We start from the raw sequence: 16,958 nt of genomic DNA on the forward strand, positions 1-16,958 counted from the left end.
GCCGAATTACCCGAATATGTGATGAAAGCGCGCGGGGGCGGATGCCGCCCCCGCGCGTTTCCATGAGGTGAACGCAACTAAGCCAGGGTGAGAATTTGGACGATTGCCAGCCCGTGCCCCGCCGCGCGATCCTCGTACCAGAGGGAACCCTGGCCCCCCGGCTTTCGGGCCGCATCGACCCTGCGACAGACCCGGCACGGAGGGCCGGGAGACGCGCAGAGGGCCGGGCAGGGGCAAATCCCTGAGCCGTTTTTTCCAGACCGTCAATTGCCAAGAGGAGGAAGGCAAATGAGCACGAACAGAGGCGTCGTCTATATCGGACCCGGCAAGGTCGAGGTGCAGGACATCGCCGATCCGAAGATGCAGGCCCCCGACGGCCGCAAGATCGAACATGCGGTGATCCTGAAGGTCGTTTCGACCAACATCTGCGGCTCGGACCAGCACATGGTGCGTGGCCGCACCACCGCCGAGCCGGGGCTGATCCTCGGCCATGAGATCACCGGCGAGGTGATCGAGAAGGGCGCCGATGTCGAGATGCTGGAGATCGGCGACATCGTCTCGGTCCCGTTCAACGTGGCTTGCGGGCGCTGCCGCTGCTGCCGGTCGGGCGATACCGGTGTCTGCCTGACGGTGAACCCGTCGCGGGCCGGCGGTGCCTATGGCTATGTGGATATGGGCGGCTGGATCGGCGGGCAGGCGCGCTATGTCACTGTGCCTTACGCCGATTTCAACCTGCTGAAATTCCCCGACCGTGACCGCGCCATGTCGAAGATCCGCGACCTGACGATGCTGTCGGACATCCTGCCGACCGGGTTCCACGGCGCCTGGAAGGCGGGCGTGGGCGTCGGCTCGGTTGTCTACGTTGCGGGGGCGGGGCCGGTCGGTCTGGCGGCTGCGGCCTCGGCGCAGATCCTTGGCGCGGCGATCGTGATGATCGGCGATTTCAACAAGGAGCGGCTGGACCATGCGGCCAAGATGGGCTTTGCCCCGGTCGATCTGTCGGCGGGCGACAACCTGCCCGAGATGATCGCCCAGATCACTGGCAGCCCCGAGGTCGATGCCGCCATCGACGCCGTGGGCTTCGAGGCGCGCGGCCATGCCGGTGGCGAGCAGCCTGCCATCGTGCTGAACCAGATGATGGAAATCACCCGCGCGGCGGGCCAGATCGGCATTCCCGGCCTTTATGTGACCGAGGATCCGGGCGCGGTGGACGATGCGGCGAAACAGGGCAGCCTGTCGATGCGTTTCGGCCTCGGCTGGGCCAAGGCGCAGAGCTTCCACACCGGCCAGACCCCTGTGCTGCAGTATAACCGCCAGCTGATGCAGGCCATCCTGCATGACCGCCTGCCCATCGCCAAGATCGTGAACGCGACCGTCATCTCGCTTGAGGATGCGGTTCAGGGCTACGAGAGCTTCGACCGTGGCGTCGCCAAGAAGTTCGTGCTGGACCCGCACGGGATGCTGGCCGCCTGACCACCGGGGCGCGCCGTCAGCGGCGCGCCCTATTCCCATCCGGCCGGGTCGTCATGACGCGTGCGCCGGATCTAGACCGCGTTGCTCTGGTTCACGCGCCGCGACAGGGCCTCGTGGCTTTCGACCCGTTCGGAATAGCGATCGACCAGCGTCTCGCGGATGTCGCGGGTCAGCAGGGTGAAGCGGACCAGTTCCTCCATCACATCGACGATCCGGTCGTAAAAGGGCGAGGGCTTCATGCGTCCGGCCTCGTCGAATTCATCCCAGGCCTTGGCGACCGAGGATTGGTTCGGAATGGTCAGAAGCCGCATCCAGCGCCCGAGGATGCGCAACTGGTTCACCGTGTTGAAGCTCTGGCTGCCCCCGCAGACCTGCATCACCGCCAGCGTCTTGCCCTGCGTCGGGCGCACCCCGCCGAGGGACAGGGGAATCCAGTCGATCTGGGCCTTCATCACGCCGGTCATCGCGCCGTGTCGTTCGGGCGAGCACCAGACCATCCCCTCGGACCAGCCGACCAGATCGCGCAGTTCAGCCACCTTGGGATGATCGGCTCCGGCGGCGTCGGGCAGCGGCAGACCCTCGGGGTCGAAGATGCGCGGCTCGGCGCCAAGCGCTTCCAGAATGCGTGCGGCCTCGGCGGTGACAAGGCGCGAATAGCTGCGTTCGCGCAACGATCCGTAGAGCATCAGCAGCCGGGGGCGATGGGTCGAGGGGGGCTGCGGCAACAGGGCGGCGGGGTCGGGCGCGCGCAGCAGGCCCGGCTGGACATTCGGCAAGTCAGTCACGGATTGATCCTTGTGGTTCGACATGCTGCGGCAGCAGGCAAGGGTCGGAGCCGCCGCGACAGCAATCGCGGAGCAGATAGGTTACAAGCGCCGACATCCCCTTCATCCGCGCGAAATAGCGGATGCTGCGCCCTTCGCGCTGCGAGCGGACCAGCCCCGCCGCCGCGAGGATCGACAGATTGGTCGAGATCGTATTGGCAGGCGCCTTCATCGCGGCGGCGATCTGGCCGGCGGCCATGCCCTCTGGTCCGGCGACCACCAACAGGCGGAACACGGCAAGACGGGTTTCCTGGGCCAGGGCGGACAGAGCCGCGATCGCTTCTTTGGATTCCATATTTCTGGAAGTATAGACCTGTTTCAACAGATTCAATCGCCTTGCCGCAGGCGCTTGCAGCCTCCTACCGAATGCCCCACAGAACCCAGAGGCAGGAACAGGGGGGCCATTATGGACGAGACCATCAACATGCTTGCGCATTTCGGCGGCTCTGCCGCGCCCTTCGATCTGCCCGAGGGTTTCCTGCCCCACACCGCCAGCGTCCACCGCACGCTTTTGCGCAGGGCCTGCTATCAGCGCGACATCGCCGTCCGCGTGATCGAAGGCGATGACGAACGCTGGATCGCATCGGATGGCAGGCGGGTGGTGCGCTTCTATCGCAACATGCCGCCCACCACGACCTCGGCCGGGCTGCGCGTCGCCTATGACAAGAGCCTGACGAAAGCGCGGTTGCAACAGGCAGGCGTGCCGGTGCCGTCGGGCCTGCTGATCGCCGCAGCCGACATCGATACGGCAAGCGACTGGTATGAACGCCACGCGGACCGGCGCGTCGTGGTCAAGCCGGCTTCGGGCTATGGCGGGCGCGGCGTCTCCAGCGGGATCGCGTCAAAGGCCGATTTTCTGGACGCGATCCGGCTTGCGGGCAGCGACAAGGTGCTGATCGAGACCCATGTCGAAGGCGCCGATTACCGGGTGTTCGTGGTGGGCGGCCGCTTCGTCGGGGCGGTCGCGCGCTTTCCCGCCAGCGTGACGGGCGACGGCACCAGCAGCATCGAGGCGCTGATCGAGGCCAAGAACCGAACCCGCCGGAAGCTGCCCTATATCCGCGACAACATGATCCGGATCGACGAGCAGACGATGATCGTCCTGGCGCAGGCGGGTCTGACACCCTCCAGCGTGCCGGAAAAGGGCGCGGTCATCGTGCTGAAGCGCGTCGCAAATGTCAGCATGGGCGGCGACAATCTGGACGTGACGGACAAGGTCCATCCCGATTTCCGCGCCATCGCCGAGGCCTGTTGGCGTGCCATTCCCGGCCTGACCTTCTGCGGAATCGACCTGATGGCCGAGGACATCACCCGGCCCGCCGCCGGTCAGTCGCTCGGCGTGATCGAGATCAATCCGAATTGCGATCTGGCGGTGCATCAGTTCACCACGCTGGATCACGGCGCCCCGACGCTGGATGTCGCAGGCGCGGTCATCGACTACGTCTTTCCCGAAGCGGGCAGGGCGCCCCTCGCAACCGAGGAATTCCTGATCTCGGGCGTGGTTCAGCGCGTGGGCTTCCGGGCTTGGCTGCGCGGCGAGGCTGCGCTGCTGGGCGTTTCGGGTGAGTGTAGGAACCTGCCGGATGGGCGGGTGAGAGCGGTGGTGCAGGGCAGCCGCACGGCCTTGGACGAATTGGCCCTGCGTTGCGCCTTGGGTCCGAAAAAGGCCGCGCCCTCGCAGGTCGAGCGCGCACCTCACCCGCCGATCACCGCCCACGGGCTGAAGATCGCGGATGCGGGCCGCGGCTGACCGCACCGCGACGGCGGATCCACGAAACGATTCGCGATCTTTGACCCTCAAGCCGCCTTGCGCAGGGGCGCGATCCTACCGGACCGCGCGTCCCCGACGCGAACCTGCTTCGTCCCGAGGGCGCCAAGTCCTTGGGGTCGCTGGCAAACCGGCGAGCTTCTGACGCTCTGTCACAGTTCTGTCACACGAATTTGGCGTCGTCGTTACAAACGCGTAATAGGTCAGCGTGCATCGACCCACTCCACAGGAGACGACACATGAAATTCCTCGGCCTCGGCGCGACCGCGCTGTCCGTCATCGCCCTGACCGCCACGGCCGCCTCGGCGCGTGACCAGGTCCAGGTCGCCGGCTCGTCCACCGTGCTGCCCTATTCGACCATTGTGGCGGAACTGTTCGGCGAGAACACCGACTTTGCCACTCCGGTCATCGAATCGGGCGGGTCGTCCACCGGTCTGCGCCGCTTCTGCGAAGGCGTCGGTCCGAACACGATCGACATCGCGAATTCCAGCCGCTCGATGCGCGAAACCGAAATCGCCGAATGCGCGGCCAATGGTGTCACCGACATCATGGAAGTCCGCTTCGGCTATGACGGGATCGTCTTTGCCTCGGCGGTGGAGGGCAACGAATTCGCGCTGACCCCCGCCGATGTTTTCAACGCCCTGGCCGCGCGCCGCGTGGTCGATGGCAAGGTGGTGGACAACACCGCCGCCAACTGGACCGAAGTGAACGCGGACCTGCCCGATCAGGAAATCCTGGTCTTCGTTCCGGGCACCCGTCACGGCACCCGCGAAGTCTTCGAAGAGAAGGTGATCATCCAGGGCTGCGCCGATTCCGGCGCCAAGGAGGTCTTCGAGGCCGAACTGAGCGAGGAAGACGCCAAGGAAGCCTGCGTCCGTCTGCGGACCGATGGCCGCTCGATCGACATCGACGGCGACTACACCGAGACCCTGGCCCGGATCGGCAGCTCGCCCAACGGCATCGGCGTCTTCGGTCTGTCCTTCTACGAAAACAACACCAACACGCTGCGCGTGGCGACGATCAACGGCGTCGTGCCGACCACCGAGGCCATCGCCTCGGGCGAATACCCGGTCTCGCGCCCGCTGTTCTTCTACGTCAAGAAGGCGCATATCGGCGTCATCCCGGGCCTGAAGGAGTTCGCCGAATTCTTCGTCGCGGACGCCATCGCCGGCGCGAACGGCCCGCTGGCCGCCTATGGCCTGGTCTCGGACCCCGAGCTGGCTTCGGTCCAGCAGGCGGTCGCAGACGAAGTGACCATGCAGTAACCACCGGAAGGGCCGGCGCGCAGCCGGCCCTTGTTCCCCTCCTGACCGCCCGAGGTTCGACGGATGCCCCTGTCCTGGTCCCTGCTTGCCGCCATGCTTCTGGCCGCGGCGGGTTTTTTCGTTGGTCGCAGCCGCGCCTTTTCTGCGTCGGGCGGTGATGTGCGGCAGTTGCACAGCCGTCCCACCTATCACGGCGCGAATGTCGCGCTGGCGGTGATGCTGCCCGCGCTGACGGTGCTGGCGCTGGCCGCCTTCGCGCGCATGGCCGGGATCGTCCCGGTCGAGGGCGGGGGGGTCGCCGGGCTTCTGGCGCTTGGGGCGGCGGTGGCCGGTCTGGGCTGGGCCGTCACACGCGTCGGGACCGAGTTCCGCGCCCGCAACACGGTCGAGCGGATGGTGCTGGGCATCATGATGTTCTGCTCGCTGATCGCCATCGCCACGACCGTCGGCATCGTGCTGTCGCTGGTTTTCGAGACGATCAGCTTCTTCGAGAAATACAGCATCCGCCAGTTCTTCTTCAGCACCGAATGGTCGCCCCGCTTCGAGGGCAATTCGCGTCTGGGGATGCTGCCGCTGCTCTGGGGCACGCTTTATGTCAGCTTCATCGCGCTGCTGGTTGCTGTGCCCATCGGCCTTCTGGCCGCGATCTATCTGTCGGAATATGCCGGGCCGCGCTTTCGCAGCGTCGCCAAGCCCGTGGTCGAGGTTCTGGCGGGCATTCCGACCATCGTCTACGGCCTGTTCGCGCTGGTGACGGTCGGCCCGCTGCTGCGCGACTGGATCGCGCAACCCACAGGTCTGGGCAGCAGCGCCAGTTCGGTGATGACCGCCGGGCTGGTCATGGGGATCATGCTGATCCCCTTTGTCAGCTCGCTTTCCGACGACATCATCAATGCCGTGCCGCAAAGCCTGCGTGACGGGGCGCTTGGTCTCGGCTCGACCCCGTCCGAGACGGTCCGCAGCGTCGTGCTGCCCGCCGCCCTGCCGGGCATCGTCGGCGCCATCCTGCTGGCCGCCAGCCGCGCCATCGGCGAGACGATGATCGTGGTTCTGGGCGCGGGCGCCGCCGCCACGATCAGCGGCAATCCCTTCGAGGCGATGACCACCATCACGGTCAAGATCGTCAGCCAGCTGACCGGCGACAACGACTTCTCGTCGCCCGAGACGCTGGTCGCCTTCGCCCTGGGCCTGACGTTGTTCGTCATCACGCTCGGGCTGAACGTCATCGCGCTTTATATCGTGCGCAAGTATCGCGAGCAGTACGAATGACCGACCTGTCCTCGGACCCCATGAACGCGGACCCGTCCGCGCGCCCCGACAGCGGCTCGCTGTACCAGAAGGACGCGCGCACCCGCCGCCGCAACGCCGCCGAAAAACGGTTCCGCGCCTATGGGCTGACCGCCATCCTGATTGCGGTCCTTGCGCTGGCCTTTCTGGTGACGACGATCATCCGCGACGGCTCGGGCGCGTTCCGCCAGACCTATCTGTCGATCCCGGTGACGCTGGATGCCGACATCCTTGACCCGCAGGGAAACCGTGACCCCGCGCAGATGGCCGGCGTGCTGACCCTGTCCTACGGGCAGGTGCTGGACCGGGCGCTGGACCGCGCGGTGGCCGACCTGAACCTGCAGATCCCCGGCCTGCAGGATGGCGACGTGGACGGCCTGATCTCGCGCGATGCGTCGGCGCAGCTACGCAACCGGGTGCTGGCCGATCCCGAACTGGTGGGCCAGACGATCGAGGTGAACGTGCTGGTGAACGGCCGCATCGACGGCTACTTCAAGGGCCGCGTCACGCTGCAATCGGCCGAGCGGGACAGCAACGTCTCGGTCCAGCAATTGCTGCTGGCCGATGCGCTGCGCGACGAGGGGCTGCTGGTGACGCGCTTCAACCGCGAATTCCTGACCAGTGCCGACGCATCCGACCAGCGCCCCGAGGCCGCGGGCGTCGGCGTGGCGATGCTGGGCTCGCTCTACATGATGCTGGTGGTGCTGTTCCTTGCGGTGCCGATCGGGGTCGCCGCCTCGATCTATCTCGAGGAATTCGCGCCCAAGAACCGCATCACCGACATCATCGAGGTCAACATCTCGAACCTTGCCGCAGTGCCGTCCATCGTCTTCGGTATCCTGGGCCTTGCGGTCTTCATCAACTTTGTCGGCCTGCCGCAATCGGCGCCCATCGTGGGCGGCCTGGTGCTGACGCTGATGACCCTGCCCACGATCATCATCGCGACGCGCGCGGCGCTGAAATCGGTGCCGCCCTCGATCCGCGACGCGGCGCTTGGGGTGGGGGCCTCGAAGATGCAGACCGTGTTCCACCATGTCCTGCCCCTGGCCATGCCGGGCATCCTGACGGGCACGATCATCGGCCTGGCGCAGGCCCTGGGCGAGACCGCGCCGCTGCTGCTGATCGGCATGGTTGCCTTCGTGCGCGAATATCCCGCCGCCCCCCCCGAGGGGCTGTTCGACCCCGCCTCGGCCCTGCCGGTGCAGGTCTATAACTGGACGCAGCGCAGCGATCCGGCCTTTGTCGAACGGGCATCCGGCGCGATCATCGTGCTGCTGATCTTCCTTCTGTGCATGAACCTGCTGGCCATCTATCTGCGCCGAAAGTTCGAGCGTCGTTGGTAACCGGCCTCGAGGAGCTTATACATGTATGACACCACCCGAACGGAGAGCGCCGTGACACAGACGGACGTCAAGATCTCGGCCCGCGACGTGCAGGTCTATTACGGCGACAAGCACGCCATCAAGGACGTAAATGTCGAGATCCTCGACAAGACCGTGACCGCCTTCATCGGCCCCTCGGGCTGCGGCAAGTCCACCTTTCTGCGCTGCATCAACCGGATGAACGACACGATCGACATCGCCCGGATCGAGGGCAAGATCCTGCTTGACGGCGAGGATGTCTATGACCGCCGCGTCGATCCGGTGCAGCTGCGCGCCAAGGTCGGCATGGTGTTCCAGAAGCCCAACCCCTTCCCCAAATCGATCTATGACAACGTGGCTTACGGCCCCCGCATCCACGGGCTGGCCCGCAGCAAGTCCGATCTGGACGAGATTGTCGAACGCAGCCTGCGCGGCGCGGCCCTGTGGAACGAGGTCAAGGACCGCCTGCAGGAACCCGGCACGGGCCTCTCGGGCGGCCAGCAGCAGCGTCTGTGCATCGCCCGCGCCGTGGCCACCGCACCCGAAGTCCTGCTGATGGACGAGCCCTGTTCCGCGCTGGACCCCATCGCCACCAGCCAGGTCGAGGAACTGATCGACCAGCTGCGCGAGAAGTTCTCGGTCGTGATCGTGACGCATTCGATGCAGCAGGCCGCCCGCGTCAGCCAGAAGACCGCCTTTTTCCACCTGGGCAACCTGGTGGAATATGGCGACACCGACGACATCTTCACCAAGCCGCGCGACAGCCGGACCGAGGCCTATATCTCGGGCCGGATCGGCTGATCGAAAGGACGCGACATGAACCGCGACAAGCATATCTCCTCGGCTTTCGACCGCGATCTGGAAACGATCCAGGCGATGGTCGTCAAGATGGGCGGCATGGTCGAGGCCGCGATCACCGACGCCGCGAGCGCGCTGGACACCCGCGACGAGGAACTGGCCGAAGACGTCCGGCGCCGCGACAAGGCCATCGACGCGCTTGAGGCCCAGATCAACGAGGATGCCGCCCGGCTGATCGCGCTGCGCGCGCCCACCGCGACCGATCTGCGCATGGTGCTGGCGGTGATGAAGATCGCCGCCTCGCTGGAACGCGTGGGCGATTACGCCAAGAACATGGCCAAGCGCACCGAGGTTCTGTCGCAGATGCCCGCCATCGACGGCTCGGGCATGGCGCTGCGCCGGATGAGCCAGGCCGTGAACAAGATGCTTCAGGACGCGCTGGACAGCTATATCCGCCGCGATGCAGATCTGGCCCATGACGTGCGCCAGCGCGATCTCGAGGTGGACCAGATGTACAACGCGCTGTTCCGCGAGTTCCTGACCCACATGATGGAAGACCCGCGCAATATCTCGCCCTGCATGCATCTGCATTTCATCGCCAAGAACGTGGAGCGGATGGGCGACCACGCGACCTCGATCGCGGAACAGGTCGTCTATCTGGTGACCGGCGAACTGCCCGAGGATGCGCGCCCCAAAAGCAGCAGCGTCGCGCTGGCGGCGCCCATGGGCGAGGGCTGAACCATGACGCGTCAGGCCCCCTGCGTTCTGGTCGTCGAGGATGAGGGCGCGCAGCGCGAGGTCCTGCACTACAACCTCGAGGCCGAGGGCTTCGACGTCGTGATGGCCGACAATGGCGAGGACGCGCTGCTGCTGGTAGCCGAGGAACAGCCCGACCTGATCGTGCTGGACTGGATGCTGCCCAAGGTGTCCGGGATCGAGGTCTGCCGCCAGGTCAAGGCTGACCCGGCGACGCGCCATATCCCGATCATCATGCTGTCGGCGCGCAGCGAAGAGGTGGACCGCGTGCGCGGCCTTGAGACCGGCGCCGACGATTACGTGGTCAAGCCCTATTCCGTGGTCGAATTACTGGCGCGGCTTCGCACGCAATTGCGGCGCACCCGCCCGGCCACGATGGGCGAGCGGCTGTCCTTTTCCGACATCATCCTCGATTCCGCCGAGCATCGCGTCTTTCGCGCGGGCCAGCCCCTGCATCTGGGCCCGACCGAGTTCCGGCTGCTGTCCACCCTGATGGAGAAACCCGGCCGCGTCTGGTCGCGCGAACAGCTTCTGGACCGCGTCTGGGGCCGCGACATCTATGTCGATACGCGCACGATCGACGTTCATATCGGCCGTCTGCGCAAGGCGCTGATGAGGAACGGCGGTGAGGACCCGCTGCGCACGGTGCGCGGCGTGGGCTACTCGCTCGGCTGAGACCCGCGACTGCCGGGGCGCGCCCTCTGGGGCGCCTTTTCACGCCTGCCGGAGGGATCGTTCCCGTGTCCGCAGCGCCTCGACGATCAGGACGGCCCCGCCCAGCACGGCGGTCAGCGCCCAGAGATGCCACAGGATCTGCGCGATCTCGGGCAGGGTCGCGCCCATCTGCGTGACCCTCACCAGCCCGTCGATGGCCGGAGTCGAGGGAATGGCCTGCGCCACTGCGTTCAGATGGGCGGGGATCGCCTCGACCGGCCAGGCGAAGCCTGACAGAAAGAAGAACGGCAGGCCAAGCGCCAGCAGCACGACCTGCACGACCTCGCCCCGCCGGAACAGGGCCGCGACCAGTTGCGCCAGAAGGCCCGTCGCCAGCAGGAAGGGCAGGCCCAGCATCATCAGCGCGCCCGGATTGCCAAGGATCGGCAATCCGTAAAGCACCGGCAGCACGATCAGATAGACCGGCAGCAGCCCCGCCCAGATCGCCAGCCACGCCCCCGCCCGGCCCATCAGCTGCCAGACCGGATGACCGGGCAGCGGCCCCCGCCGCGTCGCGGCAAGCGCCAGCCCCATCAGCATCGTCTGCTGAAGGATCAGGACGAAGGCGGCCGGAAGGACATAGGTCGCGTAACCGGCGGCGGGGTTGAACAGCGGCACCTCGATCTGGTCGGCGGGGCTGACCTGGGCCGCGGCCACGGCGCGGGGCGTGCCCTGGGCGATCAGGCGCCCGGCCTCGATCTCGGCGCCCATCTGGCGCAGGGGGACGGCGGCGCCCTGCATCACGCGCTGATACATCAGGAAGTAGCTGGCATCGGCATAAAGCGCGACGGGGCTCTGATCGCCGCGCAGCAGGGCGCGTTCAAACCCGTCGGGGATCAGCATCACGCCGTAAGCGCGGCGTTCATGGACCAGCCGCGTGGCCTCGGCCATGTCAGAGGCGTGGTGGGTCAGGGCCACGGCCTCCGACGCATTCACCCTACGCGCCAGATCGGCCGAGGCCGTCGAGCCATCCTGATCGACCAGCACCACCTGCACGTCGCGCAGCAGTTCGGCCCGGTAGGGCAGGGGGTAGATAACCGCATAGATGACCAGCGCCAGCAGAACGATCATCCGCACCTGTCGGTCGCCCAGCACGGCCGCCAGTTCCGCGCGAAAGGCGATGGCCAGCGCGCTCATGGCGTCACCTCCCGCCGGGCGAGGCGGGACAGGCGCATCAGGATCAGCGCCGCCAGAACTCCCGCGATCACGGCCAGCCACAGGACCGACATGGCGGATATGTCCAGGGGCGTCGCACGCAGCGACTGGTCGATGCGCAGCTGCACATACCAGGTGCCGGGAATGGCCGCGCCCCAGGCCTGGGCCAGGGTCGACATCGCCTCGCGCGGGAAACCGAGGCCCATGAAGCCGAAGGCGGGCGCCGTGATGATGGCGATCAGGCTGGCCGCCCGGCCCATGTCGCGCGACAGCACGAAGGCCAGCGCGCCGATCAGCTGGGATGCCAGCACGAACAGCACCGCGCCAAGCGCCATCAGCCACAGCGACCCACGCAAGGGCACCGCCAGCCAGCCGTAAAGCGCGACGTCCGACAGGCCCAGGATCAGCAGGAAGATGACCGTATAGGGCAGGATCTTGCCCAGCATGGCGGGCAGGATGCCGCCCGCCATCCGCATCAGCACGCGCGGATGCCGCCCCGGCCCGAAATCCAGCGACACCGCATAGGCGGTCGCGGCGGCGGCGATGATCTGCAACACCGTCGGGATCAGCGCGGCCAGCAGGAAATGGACATAGTCGAAGGCCGGGTTGAACAGCGCATGGGCCTGCATCGGGATGGGCTGCAGGGCGACCATGGCCTGAACCGGCGCCTCGCCCTGACTCTGGCGCACCGACAGGCGCAGGCCGGCCAGCGCGGTGTCGATGGCGTTGCGGGCGCCGCGGGCGACCAGCGATCCGGCGCTCATGTGCTGGTTGTCGTAGAAGGTGACGATCTCGGGGCGTTCGCCCCGGATAATGTCGCGTTCGAGGTTCGGCGGCATCAGCACCGCACCGCGCACCGCGCCCGAGACGATCAGCGAACGCGCCTCGGACAGGTCAGAGGCGCGATGGGTCACGGTCAGTTCGGGCGCGGCGTCCAGCATCCGCGTGAGGCTGCGCGACAGGTCGGACCGATCGAGGTCGATCACCGCCACCGCCAAGCCCGTGGGAATGCCTGCGCGAAAGATCCCGCCCAGCACCAGCAGCATGATCAGCGGCAGCACGATCACCAGCCCCGCCAGCGCCGGGCGGCGCGGCAGCAGGCGGAACTCGCGTGCCATGACCGCCAGCATTGCCCTAGCGGCCCAGCTGGATCAGGGCGGACATGCCGGGGCGCAGGCCCTCCAGCGGCGCGACCGGGCGGGCGCGCAGCTCGAAGCTGCGCAGGTCGAAATCGCCCGTCGCGCGTGTGGCGCGCCAGCTGGCGAACTGGCCCTGCACATTGATCAGGGTGATCTCGGCCTCGGTCTCAAGCTCCATTGCGGGGATGCGGACGGCCAGCCGGTCGCCAACGGAAAGACCCGCAAGCAGATCCTCGCGCAGGTTGAAGGTGAACCAGGCCTGATCCAGATCGACGATGGTGAAAAGGGGCGCACCGGGGCCGACATTCTCGCCCAGCTCGATCATCCGGCCCGAAATCTCGCCGGACATCGGCGCGAAGATCTGAAGCTCGTCCAGATCGGCCTGGCGTTGGGCCAGCGCGGCCTCGGCCTGGGCGACCTGAGCGGCCGCGACCTGCCGTTCCTCGGGCGAGGCGCCGGCGCGGGCAAGGTCCAGCTGCGCCTCGGCGGCCTCGACCCGGCCTGCGGCGGCATCCAGATTGCGCGTGGACTGATCCAGCGCCGCCTGCGGGCGCAACCCCTGCTGCGACAGGCCGGTGTCGCGGCCCAGCTGCTCTTCGGCCAGGCGCAGGTCGGCCTGGGCGGCGGCCAGTTCGGCCTCGCGGGCGCGGATCACCTCGGGGCGGGTGGCGCCTGCGGCGGCCTCGGAGGCGCGCGCGACCTCCAGGCCGGATACAGCGGCGGCGTGGGCGGTCACAAGCTGCGGGTTCGACAATTCGGCAAGGCTCTGAGCCGCTTCGACACGCTGGCCCAGATCAGCCTCGATCCGCGCGACGCGTCCCGAGGTCCGGGCCGAGACATCCACGCGCGGCGCGGCGACCTCGCCCTGGATCAGCAGGGGGCCGGGTCGTGTCGCCCACCAGATTGCGGCGATCACCATCGCGGCAAGCAGGCCGAGGACAAGGAATGGAACAGCGGCCTTGCGCTGCGACTGGACTGGTTTCATCGGTTCGGCCCCCGGGGACTTTTGTTCCCAGATTAGGCACTTGGGCCTCGGACGACAATTCCAGAGGCGTGGGATACGCCATTTTGTTCAGGCATATTTCCAAGTGGCGCGAATGGTCGACATGACCGCATCCGGGGGAAACGGGAACAGAGGTCGGGGCCGGTCAACCTTGTCGTGCCCGCAGTTCCACAGTATCAGCCACCTTCCGGCATGACAGCCATCCGGGCAGGATCAGGATACGGGATGGACATACCAGTCATCGTGACATTCGCCAATGCGGGCTACATTCCGGTCCTGCGGAACTGGCTGGCCTATGTTCGGGCTGCGGGCGTCCGGGCGCCGGTGCAGATCGTGGCGCTTGACGGGGCAACGCGCGATGCGTTTGCGGCCGAACAGGTGCTCTACCGGCCCTGCGACGTGACGGACAAGGGCGCCCTCTGGTCGCTGCGGATCGCGATCCTGCGCGACATTCTGGCGGCCCACCCGGCGCTGATCCATTCCGATGCCGACGCCGTCTGGCAGCACGATCCGTTGCCGATGATCGAGGCGGCGGACGCCGACATGACCTTTTCCCAAGGCACGATCTGGCCGCCGGATATCCACGCCCGGCATGGGCTGGTCCTGTGCTGCGGCTTCTTTCATCTGCGAAACAACACGTCGGTTCACCACCTTCTGGCCCAGTTCGAGGCGCGGGTTGGCCGCGAGCGCGACGATCAGGTCGCCCTGAACCGGCTGCTGGACGAAAGCGGCCTGGATTGGAGGATCGACAACCCCTATCGGATCGCGTTCCGCGACACGAGCTTCGTGGCTTCGCGGCAGATCATCCGCACCAGTGTCCCAGCAGGCGGGGATCGTCCGGTCTCCATCGCCGTCCTGCCCCATCACCTGTTTCCCCGGCAGATGACCGAGCCCGATCCGCAGGCCATCGTCGCGCATCCGGTCGCGCCCCAGAATGGCGCCGAAAAGATCGCCATGCTCGCCCGCCTTGGCCTGTGGCGATGAACCAGACGGTACTGATCCATATCGGCAAATGCGGCGGCAGCACCTGCCGCACCACGCTGGAGGCCGGCGGCGTCCGGATCGGCAGCGTCGTTCACATCCGCCAGCCCCAGCCCGACCCGGCGGCCCGATATGTGATAATTGCCCGCAGCCCGATCGCGCGGGCGCTGTCGGCCTTTAACTGGCGCCACCATCTGGTCGCCACCGATCCGGCGCAGGCGGCGCGCTTTCCGGGCGAGCAGGCGATCCTGACGCATTACGGGACGATGGATGCCCTGGCCCGGCAGCTTTACTTTCCTGATGGCAGTGACAACGCGCTTGTGCAGGGCCAGTTTCGCGCGATCCACCATCTGGGCGAAAGCATCGCGTTCTACCTTGATCCGTTTCTTTGGCAGGTCGGGCCGCGGCAGATCGCGGGGGTCATGATGCAAGAGACGCTGGACGCCGACCTGCTGCGGCTGTTCGGAATTCGCACCGGCCTGCGCCAAAAGGCCAACCGCGCGACCACGCCACCCGCGATGCTGTGCCTGTCCGACATTGCGCGCGCGCATCTGCGCCGTTTCCTGGCGCACGATTTCGAATGCCTCGACCGGCTGCGGTCCTGGGGCCTGCTCAGCCCGCTCAGCCTGCCCGCGCTTGAGGCCGAGACCGGGCTTGCACGATCAAGGCCCCGCACGTCGGTGGGCGATCAGTACCAGCCCAGCTCGTAATCCCTGGCATGGATCCGTTCCAGCCGGCGGATCTGGTCTGGCGACAGAACAAGCCGCTCGATCCCCGAGCGGGACTGGTCGCGGCCGTGGAAATGCGGCAGCTTCATGCGGAAAACCTCCTCCTCGCAGAACCTGTGCACCTCTTCCATCCGGGTGATCGGAAAGACATGGTCGAAATATGTCCGGTCCGGACCGAACCAGACATGCTGGCCCAAAAAGTGACAGGCGAGCAGCTTGAGCCGCCTTTCCGTCGGATCGGCGAACGGGGCGCGCGCGATCCTGTCCATCTCGCCGCTTTCCAGCATGACGAGGCAGGTCTCGACACTCCAATTAGCAAGATTTTCGCGCAGGATCTTGTCGGTATAAGCGCTGGTGAAACGCTGGATCGGATCACGCAGGATGCACCAGCGCCGGTTCCCCGGCGCACCGGGGTTGAAAAAGGGCTGCGGTCCAAGGATCCTGTCGGTCCAGTCCTGCGGCAGGCCGAAACCGGCTAGCGCGTAGTAGCCTTCGGCAGAAAATGCCTGAGGCAGGGCGCCCTCGGCATGTTTCAGCCACAGCCGTACCGTCGTCCCGGCATTCTTGGGGGCATCATAGAATTCCAGCCCATTCAGGACAAAGCTCGGCATACGCGGCCCTTTCGATACGATGACAATCGCGGCTTCATGCCGGCGACCTGTGGTCGGCGGCAGGCTGGCCGAATACGCTCCATTGGCATGTTTCGATACCGCTCAGCTTGGAAAAGTGCTGGATGTCGGGCCGCAACGTCGCGCAGATCCGCTCGCGCGTCTCGGGCGCCATCACCATGGGCAGACCCGGGCCGCTGTTCAGCGCAAGGCGTTCGGGCGGCGCAAAGGGCGCGATTCCGAGATGCGCGCTGACCTGTTCCAGCACGGATGCCGGATCGGCCCTCAATGCCTCGCTTGTCAGGCACAGGATCTGTTCAGCCGCAAACACGTCCAGCGCACGGGCCAGCTGCGATCCGTAGCGGCCGCGATCAACATAGGCGTGCGCCTTGTAGCTGATGTCGCCCGGCGCGGCGGCGGCGATCCGACCGGGTTCGGCGCGGATCGCGGCATCGAAATCCAGCGATTCCACCCCCCGGCGACGGCGCATCGCCCAATGCGACCAGGCGCGTTCAAGCGGGTCGCGGAACACAAGGATCAGACGCACCTGCGGGTTCCAGCGCCGCAGCCGTTCAAGGCAATGGGGCAGGTAGACATAGCTAGGCGACGCATCAAGCCGCAGAAGGCCGGGATGGTGACCGGGAAACTGCGCGGTATACGCGCTGTAATCGGGACGTTCCCAATCGATTGCCGGATCATCGAAAAAATGCAGTTCCTTGCTGCGCCCCGCGATGATCTGCGGATGCGCGGCAAGATAGCGATGCATCGACGTGGTGCCGCATTTCTGAACGCCGGCAATCACAATCTCGACCATGAACCTCTCCCTGTGGGTTCCGTTCGTGCCGAGGCCGGTGCTCTGGGAACCGGCCTCGAAACACCGGCCAGATCGATCAACTCGCCGCTCTTTCGGCCACTTATGCGGTTATGCGCCCGCGCGTTCAAGCGTTCCATTCGGACCGAAGCGCCAGGCTTTGGCCAGAATTATCACCCGCCCGCCGACCGGTACCACCGACGGCACGCCTCGGCCATATCGCGCGGCAGGATCCTGCGCGTTGCGTAATTATATAACATAATCCTGATTATTAACGGAGCTAGCGC

At 66.5% G+C, this 16,958-nt stretch carries 17 protein-coding genes; 10 read left to right on the forward strand and 7 right to left on the reverse strand.

Annotated features, from left to right (window positions below; genetic code table 11):
* Nucleotides 1-288: 288 nt before the first annotated feature.
* Nucleotides 289-1,473 carry a formaldehyde dehydrogenase, glutathione-independent gene (gene fdhA / locus ACTZWU_RS16300; RefSeq protein ID WP_444738419.1) on the forward strand — a complete coding sequence of 395 codons (1,185 nt, stop codon included), beginning with the start codon at nt 289-291 and terminating at the stop codon, nt 1,471-1,473.
* 71 nt (nt 1,474-1,544) lie between these two features.
* On the opposite strand, the gene arsH is transcribed toward fdhA, so the two are convergent.
* Together arsH and ACTZWU_RS16310 are read right to left on the reverse strand one after the other, a co-directional pair.
* Nucleotides 1,545-2,258 (reverse strand): arsenical resistance protein ArsH, encoded by a 714-nt coding sequence (gene arsH, locus ACTZWU_RS16305; RefSeq protein WP_444738420.1) that lies wholly within the window; start codon nt 2,256-2,258, stop codon nt 1,545-1,547.
* The gene (locus tag ACTZWU_RS16310; protein ID WP_444738421.1) at nt 2,251-2,619 is read right to left on the reverse strand and encodes an ArsR/SmtB family transcription factor; all 369 of its coding nucleotides are present in this window, start codon (nt 2,617-2,619) and stop codon (nt 2,251-2,253) included. Before ACTZWU_RS16310 ends, arsH begins: the two co-directional genes overlap by 8 nt.
* Before the next feature lie 84 nt (nt 2,620-2,703).
* Between ACTZWU_RS16310 and ACTZWU_RS16315 the strand changes: the two genes are divergently transcribed.
* From ACTZWU_RS16315 to phoB, 7 genes are all read left to right on the forward strand, one after another.
* The gene (locus tag ACTZWU_RS16315; RefSeq protein WP_444738422.1) at nt 2,704-4,047 is read left to right on the forward strand and encodes an acylphosphatase; all 1,344 of its coding nucleotides are present in this window, start codon (nt 2,704-2,706) and stop codon (nt 4,045-4,047) included.
* 257 nt (nt 4,048-4,304) lie between these two features.
* A complete protein-coding gene (locus ACTZWU_RS16320; protein ID WP_444738423.1) occupies nt 4,305-5,330 on the forward strand; it encodes a substrate-binding domain-containing protein in 1,026 nt (341 codons plus the stop codon).
* A gap of 63 nt (nt 5,331-5,393) precedes the next feature.
* Entirely contained in the window at nt 5,394-6,599 is a 1,206-nt protein-coding gene (pstC, locus tag ACTZWU_RS16325; protein WP_444738424.1) for a phosphate ABC transporter permease subunit PstC, read from the forward strand.
* The gene (gene pstA / locus ACTZWU_RS16330) at nt 6,596-7,960 is read left to right on the forward strand and encodes a phosphate ABC transporter permease PstA (RefSeq protein ID WP_444738425.1); all 1,365 of its coding nucleotides are present in this window, start codon (nt 6,596-6,598) and stop codon (nt 7,958-7,960) included. The genes pstC and pstA overlap by 4 nt, the downstream gene beginning before the upstream one ends.
* A gap of 21 nt (nt 7,961-7,981) precedes the next feature.
* Complete coding sequence (pstB, locus tag ACTZWU_RS16335; RefSeq protein WP_444738426.1) at nt 7,982-8,779, forward strand: phosphate ABC transporter ATP-binding protein PstB; 798 nt, start codon at nt 7,982-7,984, stop codon at nt 8,777-8,779.
* Nucleotides 8,780-8,794: 15 nt separating this feature from the next.
* Entirely contained in the window at nt 8,795-9,514 is a 720-nt protein-coding gene (gene phoU, locus ACTZWU_RS16340; RefSeq protein WP_444738427.1) for a phosphate signaling complex protein PhoU, read from the forward strand.
* A gap of 3 nt (nt 9,515-9,517) precedes the next feature.
* Entirely contained in the window at nt 9,518-10,207 is a 690-nt protein-coding gene (gene phoB, locus ACTZWU_RS16345) for a phosphate regulon transcriptional regulator PhoB (protein WP_444738428.1), read from the forward strand.
* A 39-nt stretch (nt 10,208-10,246) separates the two neighbouring features.
* On the opposite strand, the gene ACTZWU_RS16350 is transcribed toward phoB, so the two are convergent.
* The 3 genes from ACTZWU_RS16350 to ACTZWU_RS16360 are packed head-to-tail and all read right to left on the reverse strand — an operon-like array spanning nt 10,247 to nt 13,525.
* Complete coding sequence (locus ACTZWU_RS16350) at nt 10,247-11,383, reverse strand: ABC transporter permease (protein WP_444738429.1); 1,137 nt, start codon at nt 11,381-11,383, stop codon at nt 10,247-10,249.
* Complete coding sequence (locus tag ACTZWU_RS16355) at nt 11,380-12,519, reverse strand: ABC transporter permease (protein WP_444738430.1); 1,140 nt, start codon at nt 12,517-12,519, stop codon at nt 11,380-11,382. Before ACTZWU_RS16355 ends, ACTZWU_RS16350 begins: the two co-directional genes overlap by 4 nt.
* Before the next feature lie 16 nt (nt 12,520-12,535).
* Nucleotides 12,536-13,525, reverse strand: a complete 990-nt coding sequence (locus ACTZWU_RS16360; protein ID WP_444738431.1) for an HlyD family secretion protein — start codon at nt 13,523-13,525, stop codon at nt 12,536-12,538.
* Between the two features lie 243 nt (nt 13,526-13,768).
* Here ACTZWU_RS16360 and ACTZWU_RS16365 point away from each other — a divergent pair, with 243 nt between their 5' ends.
* The gene (locus ACTZWU_RS16365; RefSeq protein ID WP_444738432.1) at nt 13,769-14,527 is read left to right on the forward strand and encodes a putative nucleotide-diphospho-sugar transferase; all 759 of its coding nucleotides are present in this window, start codon (nt 13,769-13,771) and stop codon (nt 14,525-14,527) included.
* Nucleotides 14,524-15,234 carry a hypothetical protein gene (locus tag ACTZWU_RS16370; RefSeq protein ID WP_444738433.1) on the forward strand — a complete coding sequence of 237 codons (711 nt, stop codon included), beginning with the start codon at nt 14,524-14,526 and terminating at the stop codon, nt 15,232-15,234. The genes ACTZWU_RS16365 and ACTZWU_RS16370 overlap by 4 nt, the downstream gene beginning before the upstream one ends.
* Here ACTZWU_RS16370 and ACTZWU_RS16375 read toward each other — a convergent pair.
* The gene (locus ACTZWU_RS16375; RefSeq protein WP_444738434.1) at nt 15,213-15,863 is read right to left on the reverse strand and encodes a hypothetical protein; all 651 of its coding nucleotides are present in this window, start codon (nt 15,861-15,863) and stop codon (nt 15,213-15,215) included. The two genes, ACTZWU_RS16370 and ACTZWU_RS16375, sit on opposite strands and share 22 nt — an antisense overlap.
* A 34-nt stretch (nt 15,864-15,897) precedes the next feature.
* A complete protein-coding gene (locus tag ACTZWU_RS16380) occupies nt 15,898-16,674 on the reverse strand; it encodes a sulfotransferase family protein (RefSeq protein WP_444738435.1) in 777 nt (258 codons plus the stop codon).
* Nucleotides 16,675-16,958: the final 284 nt, after the last annotated feature.

Source organism: Paracoccus sp. NSM, from assembly GCF_052379855.1.
Lineage (GTDB): Bacteria > Pseudomonadota > Alphaproteobacteria > Rhodobacterales > Rhodobacteraceae > Paracoccus.

Coding starts and splice junctions, on each gene's coding strand:
- fdhA (WP_444738419.1), top strand. CDS start 289: ATGAGCACGAACAGAGGCGTCGTCTATATCGGACCCGGCAAGGTCGAG.
- ACTZWU_RS16315 (WP_444738422.1), top strand. CDS start 2,704: ATGGACGAGACCATCAACATGCTTGCGCATTTCGGCGGCTCTGCCGCG.
- ACTZWU_RS16320 (WP_444738423.1), top strand. CDS start 4,305: ATGAAATTCCTCGGCCTCGGCGCGACCGCGCTGTCCGTCATCGCCCTG.
- pstC (WP_444738424.1), top strand. CDS start 5,394: ATGCCCCTGTCCTGGTCCCTGCTTGCCGCCATGCTTCTGGCCGCGGCG.
- pstA (WP_444738425.1), top strand. CDS start 6,596: ATGACCGACCTGTCCTCGGACCCCATGAACGCGGACCCGTCCGCGCGC.
- pstB (WP_444738426.1), top strand. CDS start 7,982: ATGTATGACACCACCCGAACGGAGAGCGCCGTGACACAGACGGACGTC.
- phoU (WP_444738427.1), top strand. CDS start 8,795: ATGAACCGCGACAAGCATATCTCCTCGGCTTTCGACCGCGATCTGGAA.
- phoB (WP_444738428.1), top strand. CDS start 9,518: ATGACGCGTCAGGCCCCCTGCGTTCTGGTCGTCGAGGATGAGGGCGCG.
- ACTZWU_RS16350 (WP_444738429.1), bottom strand. CDS start 11,383: ATGAGCGCGCTGGCCATCGCCTTTCGCGCGGAACTGGCGGCCGTGCTG.
- ACTZWU_RS16355 (WP_444738430.1), bottom strand. CDS start 12,519: ATGGCACGCGAGTTCCGCCTGCTGCCGCGCCGCCCGGCGCTGGCGGGG.
- ACTZWU_RS16360 (WP_444738431.1), bottom strand. CDS start 13,525: ATGAAACCAGTCCAGTCGCAGCGCAAGGCCGCTGTTCCATTCCTTGTC.
- ACTZWU_RS16365 (WP_444738432.1), top strand. CDS start 13,769: ATGGACATACCAGTCATCGTGACATTCGCCAATGCGGGCTACATTCCG.
- ACTZWU_RS16370 (WP_444738433.1), top strand. CDS start 14,524: ATGAACCAGACGGTACTGATCCATATCGGCAAATGCGGCGGCAGCACC.
- ACTZWU_RS16375 (WP_444738434.1), bottom strand. CDS start 15,863: ATGCCGAGCTTTGTCCTGAATGGGCTGGAATTCTATGATGCCCCCAAG.
- ACTZWU_RS16380 (WP_444738435.1), bottom strand. CDS start 16,674: ATGGTCGAGATTGTGATTGCCGGCGTTCAGAAATGCGGCACCACGTCG.